Source organism: Halocalculus aciditolerans (assembly GCF_014647475.1).
GTDB classification, from domain to species: domain Archaea; phylum Halobacteriota; class Halobacteria; order Halobacteriales; family Halobacteriaceae; genus Halocalculus; species Halocalculus aciditolerans.
On sequence record NZ_BMPG01000003.1, the window covers coordinates 251,128 to 267,089 of the forward strand.

The following is a 15,962-nucleotide window of genomic DNA, read 5'->3' on the forward strand; positions in this document are numbered from 1 at the left end:
GATTTTTACATGAAGTCACTGATGCCGAAGAAGTACTCCATGACGAGGATGACGGAGAGCACGCCCGCCATCAGGAGCGTCGCAATCGCCGCGAGCGTCGCCGGTGCGGTGTTGTAGAAGAGGCTGAAGAGGACGAGCGGCATCGTCTTCGTCTGGGCACCGGAGAGGAAGAGGGAGACGATGTACTGGTTGAAGGAGAGGATGAACGCGAAGACGAACCCGCTCATGATGCCGGGCTGGATGAGCGGGAGCGTGATGCGGAGGTAGGATTCGAGCTCCGTCGCGCCGAGGTTCTGCGCGGCCTCTTCGAGGGAGAGGTCGTAGTTCTGGAGGCTCGCCCCGATCGTCCGGATGGGGTACGGGAGCGTGAACATGATGTGGCCGACGAGGAGCGTCCAGAACGAGAGCTGGATCGGCACGCCGAGCGCGACGCTGACGCGGTTGAAGAAGAGGAGGAGCGCGAGACCGATGACGATCCACGGGTAGATGAGCGGGGAGATGAGAATCGTCTCCAGCGTCGTCTGGAAGCGGAAGTCGTAGCGCGTGATAGCGAACGCCGCGAGCCCGCCGATGACGGTCGAGCAGATACCGGTCGCGACGGCGAGCTTCACGCTCGTCGCGAGCGCGCTCCCGATGTTGAGGTAGCCGAGCTGCTGCGGGAGGTCCGTGTACCAGTGCGTCGTGAACGCCTGCGGCGGCCAGGTCGCGTACGCGGACTGCTGGAAGCTGATGACGACGACGATGGCGAGCGGCGCGAGCAAGAACACCACCGTCGCGTAGACGAGCAGATTGTAGCCGACCGAGGACGCCCGCGACAGCCACTGGTCCAGCGCGAACCCGTGGTCGTCCGCATCACTCACCCCCATCTCAGACACCCCCGACGCCGGACATGCGTTTCAGCGCGCGCTGGTAGCCGACGATGACCAGGAGCGCGATGGCGACGAGAACGATGGAGAGCGCGCTCGCGAACGGCCAGTTACTCGTGCTCGTGAACGTGTTCGTGATGACGACGGGGAGCACTTTCACGCCGCCGCCGAGCATCGCGGGCGTCACGTAGGACGCCAGCGAGACGACGAACGTGATGAGGACGCCCGCGCTGATGCCGGGGAGCGCGAGCGGGAAGAGCACGCGCGTGAAGACCGTGAGGCGGTTCGCGCCGAGGTTCTGCGCGGCTTCTTCGAGGCTGTAGGGGATGGTGTGCATGACGTTGATGATGGGGAACACCATGAACGGGAGCATGACGTGGACGAGGCCGACGATGATGCCGATCTCGTTGAAGAGGAGTTTCGGCGGGCTCTGCTGGGAGACGAGGCCGAGCCACTGGAGCGTCGTGACGACGACGCCGGAGCCGTTGAGCAGGACGAACCAGCCAAAGGACCGGACGACGAGGTCGATGGTGAGCGGCGCGAGCGTCGCGATGACGATGAGCTTCCCCGTCAATCCGCCCTTCCGCACGGCGGCGTACGCGAGCGGGAAGCCGAGCACGAAGTCGATGACGGTCACGATGGCCGCGATCTTCAGCGTGCGGAAGAGAATCGTCTGGTAGAGCGGCGTCAAGAACGCCTTCGTGTAGTGGACGAGCGTCACGCCGGGCTGGACGCTCCCCTGCACGAACGGGTTGAGGCTGTAACTCAACAGGATGAACGTGGGGAAGACGATGAGCCCGAGGACGACGAGGAACGCCGGGCCGATGAGCAGGAGCTTCCCGACCCAACTGTCCCCGTACTTCCGGACGACCGACGAGACGCGTTCGTTCACGGCGTCGAACGACCGACTGGAGTAGGATGACGATGCCATGGGTCAGGCCTGTGCGAGGTGGGTGTCTTCGACGCTCCACGCGAGCGTAATCTCGTCGTCCGTATCGTAGAGCGTGGCGCTGTGGCGGTTCGCGTCGTCGACGGTGAGTTCGTGGTCCCCGACCGTGACGAAGTACCGTACTTTCGACCCGAGGAAGAGCCGCCGGTCCACGGTTCCCGCGACCGTGTTCACCGACCCGTCCTGGTAGCCGGGTTCCCGCACGGAAATCTTCTCCGGGCGGACGAACACCGCGCTGCCGTCCGTCGACGTCGCGTTCACCGCGACCGGCTCCCCGGCGACGTCGAGCGTCACCGAATCCTCGTCCGCGGAGAGCTCGCCGTCGAGGAAGTTCGTGTCGCCGATGAAGTCCGCGACGAACTCCGTCGCCGGCTCCTCGTAGATCTCCATCGGCGTCCCGATCTGCTCGATGTGCCCGTCGTTCATCACGGCGATTCGGTCCGCCATCGTGAGCGCTTCCTCCTGGTTGTGCGTGACGTAGAGCGTCGTGATTCCGAGGTCGGACTGGAGCTCCGTGAGCTCGACTTCGAGCTGGTCGCGGAGTTTCTTGTCGAGCGCGCCGAGCGGCTCGTCCATCAGGAGGACTTCCGGCTCGATGGCGATTGCGCGCGCCGTCGCCACCCGCTGTTGCTGGCCGCCGGAGAGGTTCGACGGCTTCCGGTCCTCGTACCCCTCTAAATCCACCATCCGCAGGACCTCCGCGATGCGCTCTTCGTTCTCCACGCCCTCGATGCCTTTGCGCTTCAGGCCGAACTCGATGTTCTTCCCGACGGTCATGTGCGGGAAGAGCGCGTAATCCTGGAAGACCATGCCCGTGTCGCGTTTGTGCGTCGGGACGCGCGTCACGTTCTCCCCGGCGAGCGTGATGTTGCCCTCCGTCGGCTGCTCGAATCCCGCGAGCATCCGGAGCGTCGTCGTCTTCCCGGAGCCCGACGGGCCGAGGAGCGCGAGCAACTCGCCTTGCTTGACGTCGAAGGAGACGTCGTCCACAGCCGTGATGTCGCCGAACCGCTTGCTGACGTTCTCGTAGCTGATCGCGACACCTCCTGTGTTTGCCGTAGTCATGGCCATGTATGGCACGGGATGGGTCAAGAAGCTTTCCTCGTCACATTCGCCGCTCGCGGCCGAGCGGGACGCTACGCGGCCGCCGTGAACGGGTGGTGGGCGGTGGAACGCGCTACGAGAAGGTGTTGTTCCACTGCTCCGCCCAGTCGCTCCGGTTCTCCCAGATGTAGCCGAAGTCCGGGAACGCCAGCTGGTCGAACTCGTCGGAGGTCACCGCGCCGAACTCCTTCGCCTTCGCGTTCACTGTCGCGTTCTTGTTCGTCACGCCACACCCCATCGCCGCCGACGCCTTCTCCTGGAACCACGGGGAGAGACACTCGTTCGCGTACGCGAACGCCGCTTCCTGGTTGGGCGCGTTCTTCGTCACGCCGACGGCTTCCGCGAACGCGACGCCCGCCGGTTCGAGCCGGAACAGCGGGTCGATCGACGCCCCGCGCTTCCACATGTCGAAGAGCATGTAGTCCCAGAAGAGGTTGAGCGCGTCGACGTTCCCGCTCGCGAGCTGCTGTTTCGCCGACGCCACCCCCTGGTAGGTCGTCGTCACGTTCGGCTTCAGGTTCGTCTCCAGCCAGTCGAACCCGGCCTGCACGTCGAGCTCGGAGTTGAAGCTGTTCCCGGTCGCGATCGCGGACGCCATCAACAGGAGGTACGGGCCGCCGGACCACGAGAACGGAACGAGCGCCGTCGAGTTCGAGTTCTTCATCACGTCCGCGTGTGACTGCGGCGTGTTGTCCCAGAGGCTCGTGTTGATGACGGGGAGCACTTCCCCGACCTCCCAGGAGACGCCCGCGCCGTCGTAGTGAACGAACTTATCGTAGATGTTGTCCACTTCGGGGACGGCGTCCGGGTGGTCGGTCAGCGGCTCGAGCCACCCCTTCCGCGACGCCTTCTCGATCCCGATGACGTCCGGGACGACGACGTCCGGTGGACTGTCTTGGTTCGCCTGAAGCTTCGTGAGCTGCGTCGTCGTGACCGCGGTCTGCGTGTTGATATTGAGGTTGTACTTCTCCTCGACGCGGGGGATCAGGTACTTCTTGTGAATCGTCGAAATCGCCCCGACGTTCAACATGACGCTGATCTCCTTCCCGCCGAAGTCCTTCGCGCCACTACTCGTCGTCCCGCTCCCCGAACTCGTCTCGTCGGAGCTCGTGTCGCCGGAGCTCGTCGACGTCGCCGAGCTGCCGCCACCACCGGTGAGGCAGCCGGCGAGGCCGGTTATTCCGAGCGTTCCCGCACCACTGAGCTTGAGGAAGCGACGGCGGTCTTGATTGCCGCGGTCATTGCTTGGCATTCTCTCTCACCTCGGGGTAAAGTCAACCATTCATATATATCTTTGTGTCCTACAGATTCTTCGTACGGACGAATATCGTTAAATCATCCACTATTTTGTCGAATCACTCGTGGTCGGGTCGACGGATGGTCGATTCTCCGCCAATTCGTTCGTCAGTTGGGAGTCGCCGCTCCCGGGCGACTCGTCACTGTGACGCTCGGCGAGCGCCGAGGAACTGGGTGACGACGGCCGCCCCGGCTTTCGCGGTCACGCCGTCGGCGTCGAGCGGCGGGGCGACCTCGTGGAGGTCGAACCCCCGAATCAGGTCGTGCCGGCCGAGCTGGTAGACGAGTTCGAGGAGCTGGTGGGTGTGGAGTCCGCCGGGGCTCGGCGCGCACGTCCCCGGCGCGCTTCCCGCGTCCAGCACGTCGATGTCGACGGAGACGAAGACGGCCGCCGTTCCGTCCGTCGCGGCGTCCAGCGCGCGCTCCACCGCGTGCTCCGTCCCGTCTTGGTGGACGTCCCGCGCGGTCACGATCTCCGCGCCGATGTCCCGCACCCAGTCGACGTAGTACTTCGAGTTGTGCCAGCCGGAGAGGCCGAGCTCGACGAAGTTCTCCCCCGCGAGCTGGTCGGCGTCGTCCTCCAGCAGCCGGCGGAACGGCGTCCCCGAGGAGAGCTCGCCGCCGTGCGAGTGGCGGACGTCGTGGTGCGCGTCGATATTGATGACGCCGACGTCGCCGTCGACCGCGTTCATCATCGCCTTCGCCGTCGGATAGGTGAGCGAGTGGTCGCCCCCGATACTCACCGGCACCACGCCGTCCGCCGTAATCGCGGTCAGCGCCTGCTCGACGCGGCCGTGCGCGGCGAGCACGTCCGTCTGGTCGACGTCGACGTCGCCGTAATCCACGACGTCGATGCCGCGACTGATGTCGACGTCGAGGCCGGGATTGTAGCAGGTCCCGTGCGTCAGTTCGTCGCGGACCGCTTTCGGGCCGAGCCGCGAGCCCCGCGGCCCCGCGACGCACGCCGTGTCGAACGGGATGCCCACGATTCCGACGTCCGCCTCGGCGGCGTCACGCGCGTCCGTGATAATCTCTCCGACGTTCGTGTCGTACTCGTCCGCGACGCCGACGTCGTAGCCGGCGTACGGCGTGAGCAACGGCTCGATACCACTACACAACCCTGGCTGTGGCTCGCTCACCATACACATCCGCGTTTCACGTCATCCGTGAAAGAAGTATCCCCGAAAACCGTGTCGAATGCTGTCACGGCACGGAACACTTATCAGAACCGTGGGAGAGAGTTAGCGTACCGGCATGAGCGAGCGAACCCCCTTCCAGACGAGTGAGTACCGACGCCGACTCGACCGGACGCGCGAGCGGATGCGGGACGCGGGCCTCGACGCGCTCGTCGTCACCGACCCCGCGAACATGAACTACCTCACGGGCTACGAGTCCTGGTCGTTCTACGTCCACCAGTGCGTCGTCGTGACGCTCGACCACGACCCGGTCTGGGTCGGCCGAGAGATGGACGCGAAATCCGCGGAGGTGACGACGTGGCTTCCGCGCGACCACGTCAAGTCGTACACGGACGACTACGTGCAGTCCCCGCACGACAAACACCCGATGGATTACGTCGCGCGGGTCGTCGCGGACCTCGGGTACGCCGACCGCACGCTCGGCGTCGAGATGGACGCCTACTACTACACGGCGCGCTCGCACGCCCGGCTCACCGGGAACCTCGACGACGCGACTATCGAGGACGCGACGCTCCTCGTGAACTGGGTGCGACTGAAGAAGTCCGACGCCGAACTCGAACGGATGGAGCAGGCCGCCGAACTCGCCGAATCGGGGATGCGCGCCGCCGTCGACACCATCCGGGAAGGCGTTCGCGAGTCCGACGCCGCCGCCGCCATCTACGACGGCCTCATCAGTGGAACAGATGCGTTCGGCGGCGATTACCCCGCCATCGTCCCGCTGATGCCGTCCGGCGACCACACGGGCACACCGCATCTCTCCTGGAGCGACCGCGAGTTCGACGACGGCGACCCCGTCATCATCGAGCTCGCCGGCTGCAAACACCGGTACCACTGCCCGATGGCGCGGACGCTGAACGTCGGCGAGCCCACGGACGCGATGCAGGAGACCGCGGACGTCGTGATGGAGGGCTTGCAGGCCGCGCTCGACGCCGTCGAACCGGGCGTCACCGCGGAGTCCGTCGAACGCGTCTGGCGCGAGACGATTGCGAAACACGGCATCGAGAAGGAGTCGCGACTGGGCTACGCCACCGGCCTCGGCTACCCGCCGGACTGGGGCGAGCACACGGTGAGTCTCCGTCCGGGCGACGAGACCGTTCTCGAACCCGGGATGGCCTTCCACATGATTCCCGGCATCTGGTTCGACGACTTCGGCGTCGAGATCAGCGAGACGTTCCGGGTCACGAACTCCGGCGCGGAGACGCTCGCGGACTTCGACCGCGACGTCTTCCGCGTCTAACCACCGAGTTTGGTAATACCAACCACTATTACGCTGTAGGTACAGAGGTGGTGTATGCGAACAGGCAACGAGGACGGCCGGAAGATCGGGGCGGTGGCGCGGTCACTAGAGATTCTCGAGATACTGCGGCGGCGCGGCGGCGCGACGCTCGCCGAACTGGAAGCGGAGAGCGACCTGTCGAAGGGCTCGGTCTTCGTTCACCTGGAGACGCTCGCCGACGGCGGCTTCGTCACGCGGCGCGGCGACCAGTACGTCCTCGGCCGCCGATTCATCTCGTTCGGCGAGCGCGTCCGGAACAGCGCGCCGCTGTTCAGAGCGGGGAAAGACCAGGTCGACGCGCTCGCCCGCGAATCCGAGGAGTGCGTCCACCTCATCGTCGAGGACAACGGTCTGGAGACCATCCTCTACGAGGCGTTCGGCTCGCGCGCCGTCGGCCAGGAGTTCTTCGTGAAGAACCGCGAGGAGACGAGCCGCCACCTCCACTACTCCGCCGCCGGGAAGAGCATTCTCGCGGGGCTCGACCGCGAGGACGTCGAGGATATCATCGACTGCCGCGGGCTCCCCGAGCGGACGACGGAGACCATCACTGACGCCGACGAGCTGTTCGCGGAACTCGACGACGTCCGCGAGTCGGGGTACGCGACGAACGAACAGGAGGACATCCTCGGCATTCAGGCGGTCGGCGTGCCGATTCGGGACGCCGAAGGAACGACGCTCGGCGGGCTCAGTATCTCCGCGCCGACGAGCCGCCTCCAGGGCGACCAGCTCACGGAGGAGATGCCGACGCTCCTCCGCGAGCACGCGAACATCATCGAAGTCAACCTCCAGACCATCGACATCTAGTGACCCCATCCGCTTTGTCGATACCAAACGACACCTCCCCACACCCCACACTCCACCGACCAAATTACACCAGTAGAACTGTAAAATTCGGCGTCTGTTCTAAAAGAACGACCAGTTCGACTTTGCTCATACCAACCGACGACTAATCGCCACGAAACCGACTCTCGCACCGAATCTCTACATGGCCGGCCGGTCGTGCCGCCGAGACGCACCGCTCGAACGCCGTGACGAACGCGGCGAAACGGCGGGACGGGAGAACGAGTCGAACGGAGAAGCGATGGAACGGAAGGGCTGACGAGACGGGAGAAGCGGTAGGACGAGAGAAGCGACGCGGGGGTCGCGCCGGACGCGTCAGCGTGACGCGCTTGATGCGGCGTGCTCGACGTCGACGCGCTCGATGGCGTCGCAGAGGACGTCGAGCCCGGCTTCCGCCTGGGCGTCGGTGAGGACGAGCGGCGGGAGGAGTCGGAGGACGTTCCCGTGCTGGCCGGCCTTCCAGACGAGCACGCCGTTCTCGTAGCAGTGCTCTTGGACGCGTTTCACCGCGTCCGGCGCGGGGTCGCCGTCGCCGTCGACGAACTCCACGCCGACGAAGAGGCCTTTCCCCCTGACGTCGCCGACTGCGGGCGCGTCGACGTCGCGGAGACGGCTACGCATATCGTCGCCGAGCCGGCGGGCGTGCGCGAGGAGGTCGTGCTCTTCGACGTACTCGAGGGCCCGGAGGCCGGCGCGCATCGCCACCACGTGCCCCCGGTACGTCCCGGCGTGGTCCCCGGGCCCCCAGGTGTCGAGGTCCTCGTGGTAGATCGTCGCGGAGAGCGGGAAGCCGACGCCGCCGAGCGCCTTCGCCGTCGTCACGATGTCCGGCGTGACGTCGTAGTGGTCGCTCGCCCACCACTCTCCCGTCCGCCCGAGCCCCGCTTGAATCTCGTCGACGACGAGCGGGAGGTCGTTGTCGTCCGCGATTTCGCGCAGCCCCGAGAGGAACCCCTCCGGCGGCGTCACCACGCCGCCTTCGCCCTGGATGGGTTCGACGAAGATGCCCGCGGGGTTCGTCATCCCGCCGTACGGCTCCTCGATGATCGCTCGGACCTCGCGGAGGCTGTCCGCGACCGCGCGCTCCGGGGTCTTCCCCTGCTCGAACGGGTGCGGGTACGGCGCGAACTGCACGTTCGGCAGGAGTGGCGCGTACGGTTCCTTGAAGTCCTTCTTCCCCGTGATGCTCATCGCGCCGCTCGTCGCCCCGTGGTAGGAGCCTCTGAACGCGACCAGGCCGCTCCCGCCCGTGTTGTACTTCGCGAGCTTGATCGCGGCCTCGATGGCGTCGCTCCCGGTCGGCCCGCCGAAGACGACCTTGCTGTTCCCCGCGAGCCCGCCGGGCGCGATGGCTTCGAGCTTCTCGATGAGGTCGAGGCGCGGCTCGCTCGGGAAGTCGACCGTGTGAACGAGCTTGTCCGCTTGCTCGTGCACGGCGTCCATCACGTAGGGGTTCGCGTGCCCGACGTTCAGCACGCCGATGCCCGCGAAGAAGTCGAGGAAGACGTTCCCGTCCACGTCCCGAATCGTCGCGCCCTTCGCCTCGTCGGGGACGAGCGGGATGTGGTCCGGGTACGCGACCGCGTTCGAGTCGATTTCTTTCTGTCTGTCGAGGAGCTCTCGCGCCTTCGGTCCGGGGAACTCGTCGACGGCCGGTGCCTCGTCGAAGTGAATCTCGTCGATCGGTGGCCCACGCATACCCCCACCCACGTGACACCACACCAAATATCTTATCCACGGATTCCATAGATACGATACACAGAAACCGACTACGCCGGTCAGGCGACGCGGTTGGCGAACTCGTCGTCACCGTCGTCGAGCCGGCGGACGTTCCCGGCGACGATGTCGGCGAGGCGCTCCCAGTGCTTCGGCGTGTGCCCACCAGTATGCGGCGTGATGAGCGCGTTCTCCAGCGTCCAGAGCGGGTGGTCCTCCGGCAGCGGCTCCGGGTCGGTCACGTCGAGCGCCGCCCCCCGAATGGACTCCGTCCGGAGCGCGCTCACGAGCGCGTCGGTGTCGACGAGCCCGCCGCGCGCGGCGTTCACCACGACGCTCTCCGGTTCGAGCGTCGCGAGCGCCTCCGCGTCGACGAGGTGGCGTGTCGCGTCAGTGAGCGGGCACGCGAGGACGAGGTAGTCCGTCCGCGAGAGCGCGTCGTGGACGTCCTCCTCGTCGAACCCGAGCACCTCGTCCGTCGGTCCGCCCTTCTCCGGCGTGTATCGGATTCCGACTGTCTCGACGCCGAACCCGCCCAGTCGGTCCGCGAGCGCCGTGCCGATTGAGCCGAGACCGACGATGGTGATTGTCTTCTCCGCGAGCTCGTCCGACTGGAAGTGCCGCCACTCCCGGTTCCCCTGCCGCCGCCATCCCTCGTGGAGCCGCCGGTTGAAGACGAGGATGTTCCCGAGGGCTTGCTCGGCGATGCCCGGCGCGTGGATTCCGCCGGCGTTCGTCACCGCGACGCCGCGCTCCGCGAGCTCGCCCGTCGGCACGTGGTCCGTCCCGGCGAACGTGCACGCGAACAGCTCCAGCTCCGCCGCGGCGTTCAGGAGCGTGTCGTCGATGCCGTTCCCGGTAATCACGCGCGCGTCCGCCGCCAGTTTTCGTTCCGCCTGTGGCGTGTCGGCGCGTCGGACGACGTGGTTCGGGAGCCGGTCGGCGAGTTCGTCGGCGTACGCGGCTGTCGAGAGCCCTTCGGTCCCCTCCCTGCGCACGAGGACGTCGATAGTCGTCGTCATCGGCTGGTCTCACTCGCCCCCGGTGGTTAACCTTTTCTCGTGTCCGTCTGGCTGCCGCCGCGTGGATTTATAACCTCCCTCCTCGTCACACGACACCACATGGCTTACAGCTCCAGCGACCTCCGCGCGCTCCGGCGAGCGTTCCACCGCCATCCCGAACCGGCGTGGCGGGAGTTCCGGACGACCTGCCGACTCGTCGACGAACTCGATCGGTTCGACCTCGACGCGCTCCACGTCGGCCGCGACGCGCACGCGACCGACGCGCGCATGGCGCTCCCCGACCCCGACGACCTCGACCCCTGGCTCGAACGCGTCCGCGAAACCGCCGCCACCCCCGGTCTCGTCGACGAACTCGCCGGCGGCTACACCGGCGCAGTCGCCGTCCTCGATCGCGGCGACGGCCCCGTCGTCGCGCTCCGCGTGGACATCGACGCCCTCCCCATCACGGAAACCGACGCCGACGACCACGAGCCCGCGACCGAAGACTTTCGTTCCGAGCACGAGGGCTACATGCACGCCTGCGGGCACGACGCCCACGTGACCATCGGCCTCGGCGTCCTCGACGCCATCGCGGAGAGCGACTTCGAGGGGACGTTCAAGGTCTTCTTCCAGCCCGCCGAGGAGGAGTCCGGCGGCGGGAAGTCGATGGCGGAGAGCGGCCACCTCGACGACGTCGACTACCTCTTCTCCGTCCACGTCGGCCTCGACCACCCGACCGGCGACGTCGTCGCCGGCATGGTCAAACCCCTCGCGATGGCGCACCTCACCGCGACCTTCCACGGGGAGTCCGCACACGCCGGCAACGCGCCGAACGACGGGCGGAACACCATTCAGGCCGCGGCGGACGCAATCAGTTCTCTCTACGGGATTCCCCGGCACGCCGACGGCATGACGCGCGTGAACGTCGGCCGCATCGAAGGCGGCACGGCGAGCAACGTCGTCGCCGAAGAGACGCGACTCTGGGGCGAAGCGCGCGGGGAGACGACCGAACTCATGCGGTACGTCCAGTCGGCGTTCGAACAGCGCGTTCACGCCGCCGCGGACGCCCACGGCTGTACGGCCGACGTCGAACTCGTCAGTGAATCACCGCGCGCGGACAGCGACCCGGAACTCGCCGCGTTCGTCGCCGACGCCGCCCGCGACCGCGTCGACGTCGACCGCGTCCTCGACGCCGCGGAGTTCGGCGCGAGCGAAGACGCCACGTTCCTCATGCGCCGCGTCCAGAACGACGGCGGACTCGCCTGCTACAGCATCGTCGGCACCGACCACCCCGGCGACCACCACACGCCCGCGTTCGACGTCGACGAGACGACGCTCGACACCGCCGTCGGCACGCTCACCGATGCAATCCTCGACACGGCGCGAGAACAGCCCTGACCAGTATCTACGCCGTGATTACGCCGCGTCCACGGCCTCGCTGAGGATGCTCGCGCCGAGTTCGATCTCTCGCTCCGTCGCGTCCAGCGGCGGGAGGAGGCGGAGCGTCGAATGCCCACACCCGATCGTCAACATCCCGCGCTCCAGACACGCCTTGACGACGGCGTCCCGCCGCTCCGGCGTGTCGAACTCGACGGCGAGCATCAGGCCGCGCCCACGGACGTCGGCGACCGCGTCGCGCTCGGCGTCGAACGTCTCGATGAACTGCCGACCGCGCTCGGTCGCGTTGTCGAGCAACCCGTGTTCCTCGATGGCGTCGAGCGTGAACGCCCCCTGCATCGACGCGAGGATGTCACCCGCACCCCACGTCGACCCGATGCGGTTCGGCTCGCTCGGGAAGACGTCCGAACGCGAAATCGTCGCGCCGACGCGCAGGGCCTTCGCCGACGCGATGACGTCCGGCGCGAGCGACGTGTGGTCGACCGCCCACATCTCCCCCGTCCGCCCGACGCCGCTCTGAATCTCGTCCACGACCACGTGGAGGCCGTACTCCTCCGCGACGGCGTCCACCTCCCTGAGGAAGCGGTCGCTCGCGAAGTGATAGCCGCCGACGCCCTGCACGGGTTCCAACACCACGAACGCCACCTCCGACGGGTCGAGATGCTTCGCCGGCCCCTCGAAGAGGTCACGCAGCGCCGACGATCCATCCCGGAAGAACCCGCAGTGACAGTCACCCTCGCACGCGCAGTACGGGAGCGTCCGCGTCCCCGCCACCTCCGGATACTTCCGCGTGTACGTATCGCCGCTCCGCGTGAACGACAGCGTCCCCAGCGTCCGCCCGTGGAACGCCCCCGTGAACGTCACCGCGTACTTCGGATTCGCCGTGTTCGCGTACGAGATCTTCATCGCGTTCTCGATCGCTTCCGCCCCCGAATTCGACAGGAAGACCGTATCCATCCCGTACTGCGCCGAGACGTCCCGCAACCGATGCATCAGCTGACTCGACCCCGGCAGCTCCGTCGCCTCCGGGTCGTCCCCCGTCCCGAAGTAGAGGTCTTGCCCCGCGATCTTCATCGGATCGACGAGGTCGAACGCGTCGAGTTTGTCGAGTATTTTCGGGTTGTTGTAGCCGAGCGGTGCCGCCCCGATATGACACGTGAAATCGAGGAAGACGTTGCCGTCGACGTCCGTCACGAACGGCCCAGCCGCCTCGGCCGTCACGTCCCAGACGAACTCGTGTGAGTACTCACTCGGAGCCGCGACCTCGTGGTGGTAGTCGACCCAGCGTCTCGCGTTCGAATCAGAGAGCGCAGCCACGGATGGCTCTATGCTACCGCGATCCATACATGGTATCTGTGTAGGATGGTAATTAATTTTGTTGTCGAGTCGCCCGCCGCCGACGCCCAGACGTCGACGCAGCACACGCTGCCCGACACTCTCCACCGTCGACGCCGGGACGCCGCGACCTCGCCACCCCCCGAGACCGACTTTTGATCGCAGACAGAACAATCGGAACACATGTGAAATAGAGATCATTAGATATTGGCACTGTCTAGTTAAGTCAGTTTTGAGCTGTTCGTTGTTTCGGTGTCTATGATAACCGAAGAATCACCGGAGAGACGTTAGAAACGGTGAATATTGGTTGTTTGGTGCGTGATCGGGGTAGTGTTCAGATTATCTACTTCCACGCGAAGGCGAACGGTCATAGCCACTCGTTGTTAAGTTCTGTGTCGGCGTGGCTGAAAATATTTGAGAGAAAATAGGTATGGGCTTTTATTCCTTTGAAGACACGTTTGGCACCATTTCGACTTCCATGACGTTTGAAGTGGAGATCGAGGCCGTGGCGACGGCACGCTTCATCCAACGGAGTTGCGCCATCGACGAGAAACACAGCATCATCGACGTCGCGTTTCTCACGGGAGCCACTGAAGAACGTGTAAGCGATAACGTTCTCTCTGGTCGGCTCAAGCTTTGTGTGGAGAAATTCGTCGAGGGTCTGTATCTACGGCGGCGTACAGCCAGTACTTTTCGTCGTCGAGTTAGATCACAGTCTCGTCTACTGCAACGTGATCGGGACTTCGTCGGTCCTCGGGCTGTAGACCATCTTTGTGAACCCAGTTGTGGACGGTTGATCTTGCCTATTCAACACTAAATATGTGGCCAGTAAATATATTATATAAAAATGATAGCTTAGAAAGATGGAGCTGAATATTGAACTTCATCAGCAGCCGTAGTGTTGTTTCTCGCTGGATAAACCAAAGCCGATCTCGTTCAAACAACTGCTGAAGCGAGTGGTTTCTGGCATAGACACTCAGTAAATCACTTCGTGTCACCTTTCAAGCCCATTTGAACACCGCCCTGAGCGGATGGCAACGTTGACGAGACGTGAAATGTCTCGTTATCACGCCAGAAGTCGGACATTTCTAGGGACGCCTGTCAGGGTGCTCGTTGTCCGCTTCCACGCGACCGGTTGTCCACCTAGGAAACAAAAGCGCTTGGACTATTAGAAGCATATCTCTACCACCATGTCATATGCATTGGGTATGTGGTTGTATTGGCGACCGCCTGAGGCGCAGCCGTTGAGAGTCGCGATTGACAAAACCGCTATCTCGGTTAACGGCGAGTGCCCTTGATTGTCTGGTGCAATTGACCTCGACAGAAAACTGATTCTCGACGTCGATTTGTTCGGACGGAATGGTACCGGTCCGGCGGCTGCGCTTCCGTATGGGATGTGTGAAAAACACGATCTCTCCGACACAGTGTTTCTCGTCGATCAGATTGGCTAACGGATTGCCACTACTCAATTAGAATGAACAGTCAGGTAAACTATACCAACCCAATCTTCATCAAAAGTGGTTCCACACTTTTAAGATATTCCTCAGGTGCTTTACGATTTGTGGGTGGGAGTTGGTCGAGCGTACGCGGATGGCTTGAACAGTTTGTTCAACAACCATCGGAGACCACACCAATCCCTCAATGGAAAAACGTCGATCATGGTGGTGCTAAACTAGACCGTGCTCCATTTCAAAGAACAGAATGAGATCAATAGGTGGTCGCTGACAGGAACTGTTCCAGTAACTTTCAACCAATTATATCATTCACCCAGCGGCCAATATTACAGTGTTATTGGTGTAAAGAGCTGCTGGTTCGGGACTTGGTACTACTCCAGTGCCAGAATTAAGGCCTGGAGAAGAATCATGTCATTCGACATCACGGAATATGACTATGCGTAGGCCGTGTTGAGCTCAAGTTCGTTTGCGGTTCCGAGGAGTAGCGAGGGGAGGCCGTCCTCGAAGAACTCCCCGGTAAGACGATGACTCGGCCCGGAAACGCTCAGTGCACCGAGGACGTCCCCGTCGGGCCCGGTAACCGCGACTCCAACTGCGTGAAGACCTTGTAAGTTCTCCTGGCGGTTGAACGCGTAGCCACGCTCTCTGATCTGCTCCAGTTCCGAATGGAGATCATCTGCATCGGTTATCGTCTCGTCAGTAATGTCATCGAACGACGTCCGTTCGACGACGCGGGACACTTCATCCGGAGACATTGCAGCGAGTATTGCTTTCCCAGCTGAGGTCGCGTGTAGCGGGATTCTGTTCCCGATTCCCGGGTCGGTTCGGACTGCGTGCTCTCCGTGTGCACGGTGAATGTAGACCGCTTCTGCGTGTTCTTCGACGATAAATTGAGCTCGCTCGTCTGTTTCGGCGGCAAGCTCGTCGACTTTCTCTTTGGCTAGCTGGTAGGCTCGATGGCGGTTGCGTGCTTGTTCTCCGAGTTCGAGAAACCGTAGTCCCACGTAGTAACCGCCTTCCTGAACGATGTATCCGTGGGTTTCGAGTGTCTGTAGGTGCCGGTGAATGGTGCTTTTTGCGTACGGGAGGTCGGTGGCGGCCGTTGAGAGGGTTGCGCCGTCTTCTTCGCGGAGGTATTCGACGATGTCGAACATCGTGTCAATGGCTTTCACTGTGTCCGTGTTGTCTGTTCTCATGGGTTCCGTCATGGTTGATGGTCATCGTTGGTCGTATTGAATGTTCTGCATCGTCGAATCGCATCGTGAGACGAACCCCCGCACAGACTGCGCTTACACTCGTAGAAGCCCACGATATTGGTCCGACCGACACCGAGGAAACCGTGGCTCAGGCATCACGGGGCGCAGCAGCTGCGCTCCACCACGAGACCCCATCGACGGGACTGGAAGCGGAACTCTCTACGGAATATCCGGTCACGAGCGAGGGGTCGTGACCGCGTTGATCTGGCTGCATTCGCCGTTGCAGCGGTCAAAGCTCCGCTCGTGGAATCCCTCCGAGAGACCGTCTCGTTCTC

Annotated in this window: 12 protein-coding genes and 2 pseudogenes; 4 read left to right on the forward strand and 10 right to left on the reverse strand. The window is 64.0% G+C overall.

Annotated elements, in window-relative coordinates:
* Positions 1–5: 5 nt before the first annotated feature.
* From IEY26_RS12285 to IEY26_RS12305, 5 genes are all read right to left on the reverse strand, one after another.
* On the reverse strand, positions 6–866 hold the full coding sequence (locus tag IEY26_RS12285; protein WP_188979339.1) for an ABC transporter permease: 861 nt from the start codon (positions 864–866) through the stop codon (positions 6–8).
* Between the two features lies 1 nt (position 867).
* Positions 868–1,797: an ABC transporter permease gene (locus tag IEY26_RS12290; RefSeq protein WP_188979340.1), complete on the reverse strand. Its 930-nt coding sequence runs from the start codon at positions 1,795–1,797 to the stop codon at positions 868–870.
* 3 nt (positions 1,798–1,800) lie between these two features.
* Positions 1,801–2,880, reverse strand: a complete 1,080-nt coding sequence (locus IEY26_RS12295) for an ABC transporter ATP-binding protein (protein WP_188979341.1) — start codon at positions 2,878–2,880, stop codon at positions 1,801–1,803.
* Positions 2,881–2,992: 112 nt separating this feature from the next.
* Positions 2,993–4,171, reverse strand: a complete 1,179-nt coding sequence (locus IEY26_RS12300; RefSeq protein WP_188979348.1) for an ABC transporter substrate-binding protein — start codon at positions 4,169–4,171, stop codon at positions 2,993–2,995.
* A gap of 184 nt (positions 4,172–4,355) precedes the next feature.
* Entirely contained in the window at positions 4,356–5,357 is a 1,002-nt protein-coding gene (locus IEY26_RS12305) for an agmatinase family protein (protein ID WP_188979350.1), read from the reverse strand.
* A 112-nt stretch (positions 5,358–5,469) separates the two neighbouring features.
* Here IEY26_RS12305 and IEY26_RS12310 point away from each other — a divergent pair, with 112 nt between their 5' ends.
* Both IEY26_RS12310 and IEY26_RS12315 read left to right on the forward strand, forming a co-directional pair.
* Entirely contained in the window at positions 5,470–6,648 is a 1,179-nt protein-coding gene (locus tag IEY26_RS12310; RefSeq protein WP_188979352.1) for a M24 family metallopeptidase, read from the forward strand.
* Positions 6,649–6,702: 54 nt separating this feature from the next.
* The gene (locus IEY26_RS12315) at positions 6,703–7,491 is read left to right on the forward strand and encodes an IclR family transcriptional regulator (RefSeq protein WP_188979354.1); all 789 of its coding nucleotides are present in this window, start codon (positions 6,703–6,705) and stop codon (positions 7,489–7,491) included.
* A gap of 351 nt (positions 7,492–7,842) precedes the next feature.
* Here IEY26_RS12315 and IEY26_RS12320 read toward each other — a convergent pair whose 3' ends face one another.
* Positions 7,843–9,225, reverse strand: a complete 1,383-nt coding sequence (locus IEY26_RS12320) for an aspartate aminotransferase family protein (protein ID WP_188979356.1) — start codon at positions 9,223–9,225, stop codon at positions 7,843–7,845.
* A gap of 80 nt (positions 9,226–9,305) precedes the next feature.
* A complete protein-coding gene (locus IEY26_RS12325; RefSeq protein ID WP_188979358.1) occupies positions 9,306–10,265 on the reverse strand; it encodes a D-2-hydroxyacid dehydrogenase in 960 nt (319 codons plus the stop codon).
* Between the two features lie 99 nt (positions 10,266–10,364).
* Here IEY26_RS12325 and IEY26_RS12330 point away from each other — a divergent pair, with 99 nt between their 5' ends.
* Positions 10,365–11,642, forward strand: coding sequence for an amidohydrolase (locus tag IEY26_RS12330; protein WP_188979361.1), 1,278 nt, complete (start codon positions 10,365–10,367; stop codon positions 11,640–11,642).
* 18 nt (positions 11,643–11,660) lie between these two features.
* Here IEY26_RS12330 and IEY26_RS12335 read toward each other — a convergent pair whose 3' ends face one another.
* On the reverse strand, positions 11,661–12,986 hold the full coding sequence (locus tag IEY26_RS12335; protein WP_188979363.1) for a class-III pyridoxal-phosphate-dependent aminotransferase: 1,326 nt from the start codon (positions 12,984–12,986) through the stop codon (positions 11,661–11,663).
* A gap of 358 nt (positions 12,987–13,344) precedes the next feature.
* A pseudogene (locus IEY26_RS12340) lies at positions 13,345–13,947 on the reverse strand (IS6 family transposase).
* A 61-nt stretch (positions 13,948–14,008) separates the two neighbouring features.
* Here IEY26_RS12340 and IEY26_RS17790 point away from each other — a divergent pair.
* A pseudogene (locus IEY26_RS17790) lies at positions 14,009–14,653 on the forward strand (IS6 family transposase).
* 212 nt (positions 14,654–14,865) lie between these two features.
* Here IEY26_RS17790 and IEY26_RS12345 read toward each other — a convergent pair.
* Complete coding sequence (locus IEY26_RS12345) at positions 14,866–15,639, reverse strand: IclR family transcriptional regulator (protein ID WP_188979365.1); 774 nt, start codon at positions 15,637–15,639, stop codon at positions 14,866–14,868.
* Positions 15,640–15,962: the final 323 nt, after the last annotated feature.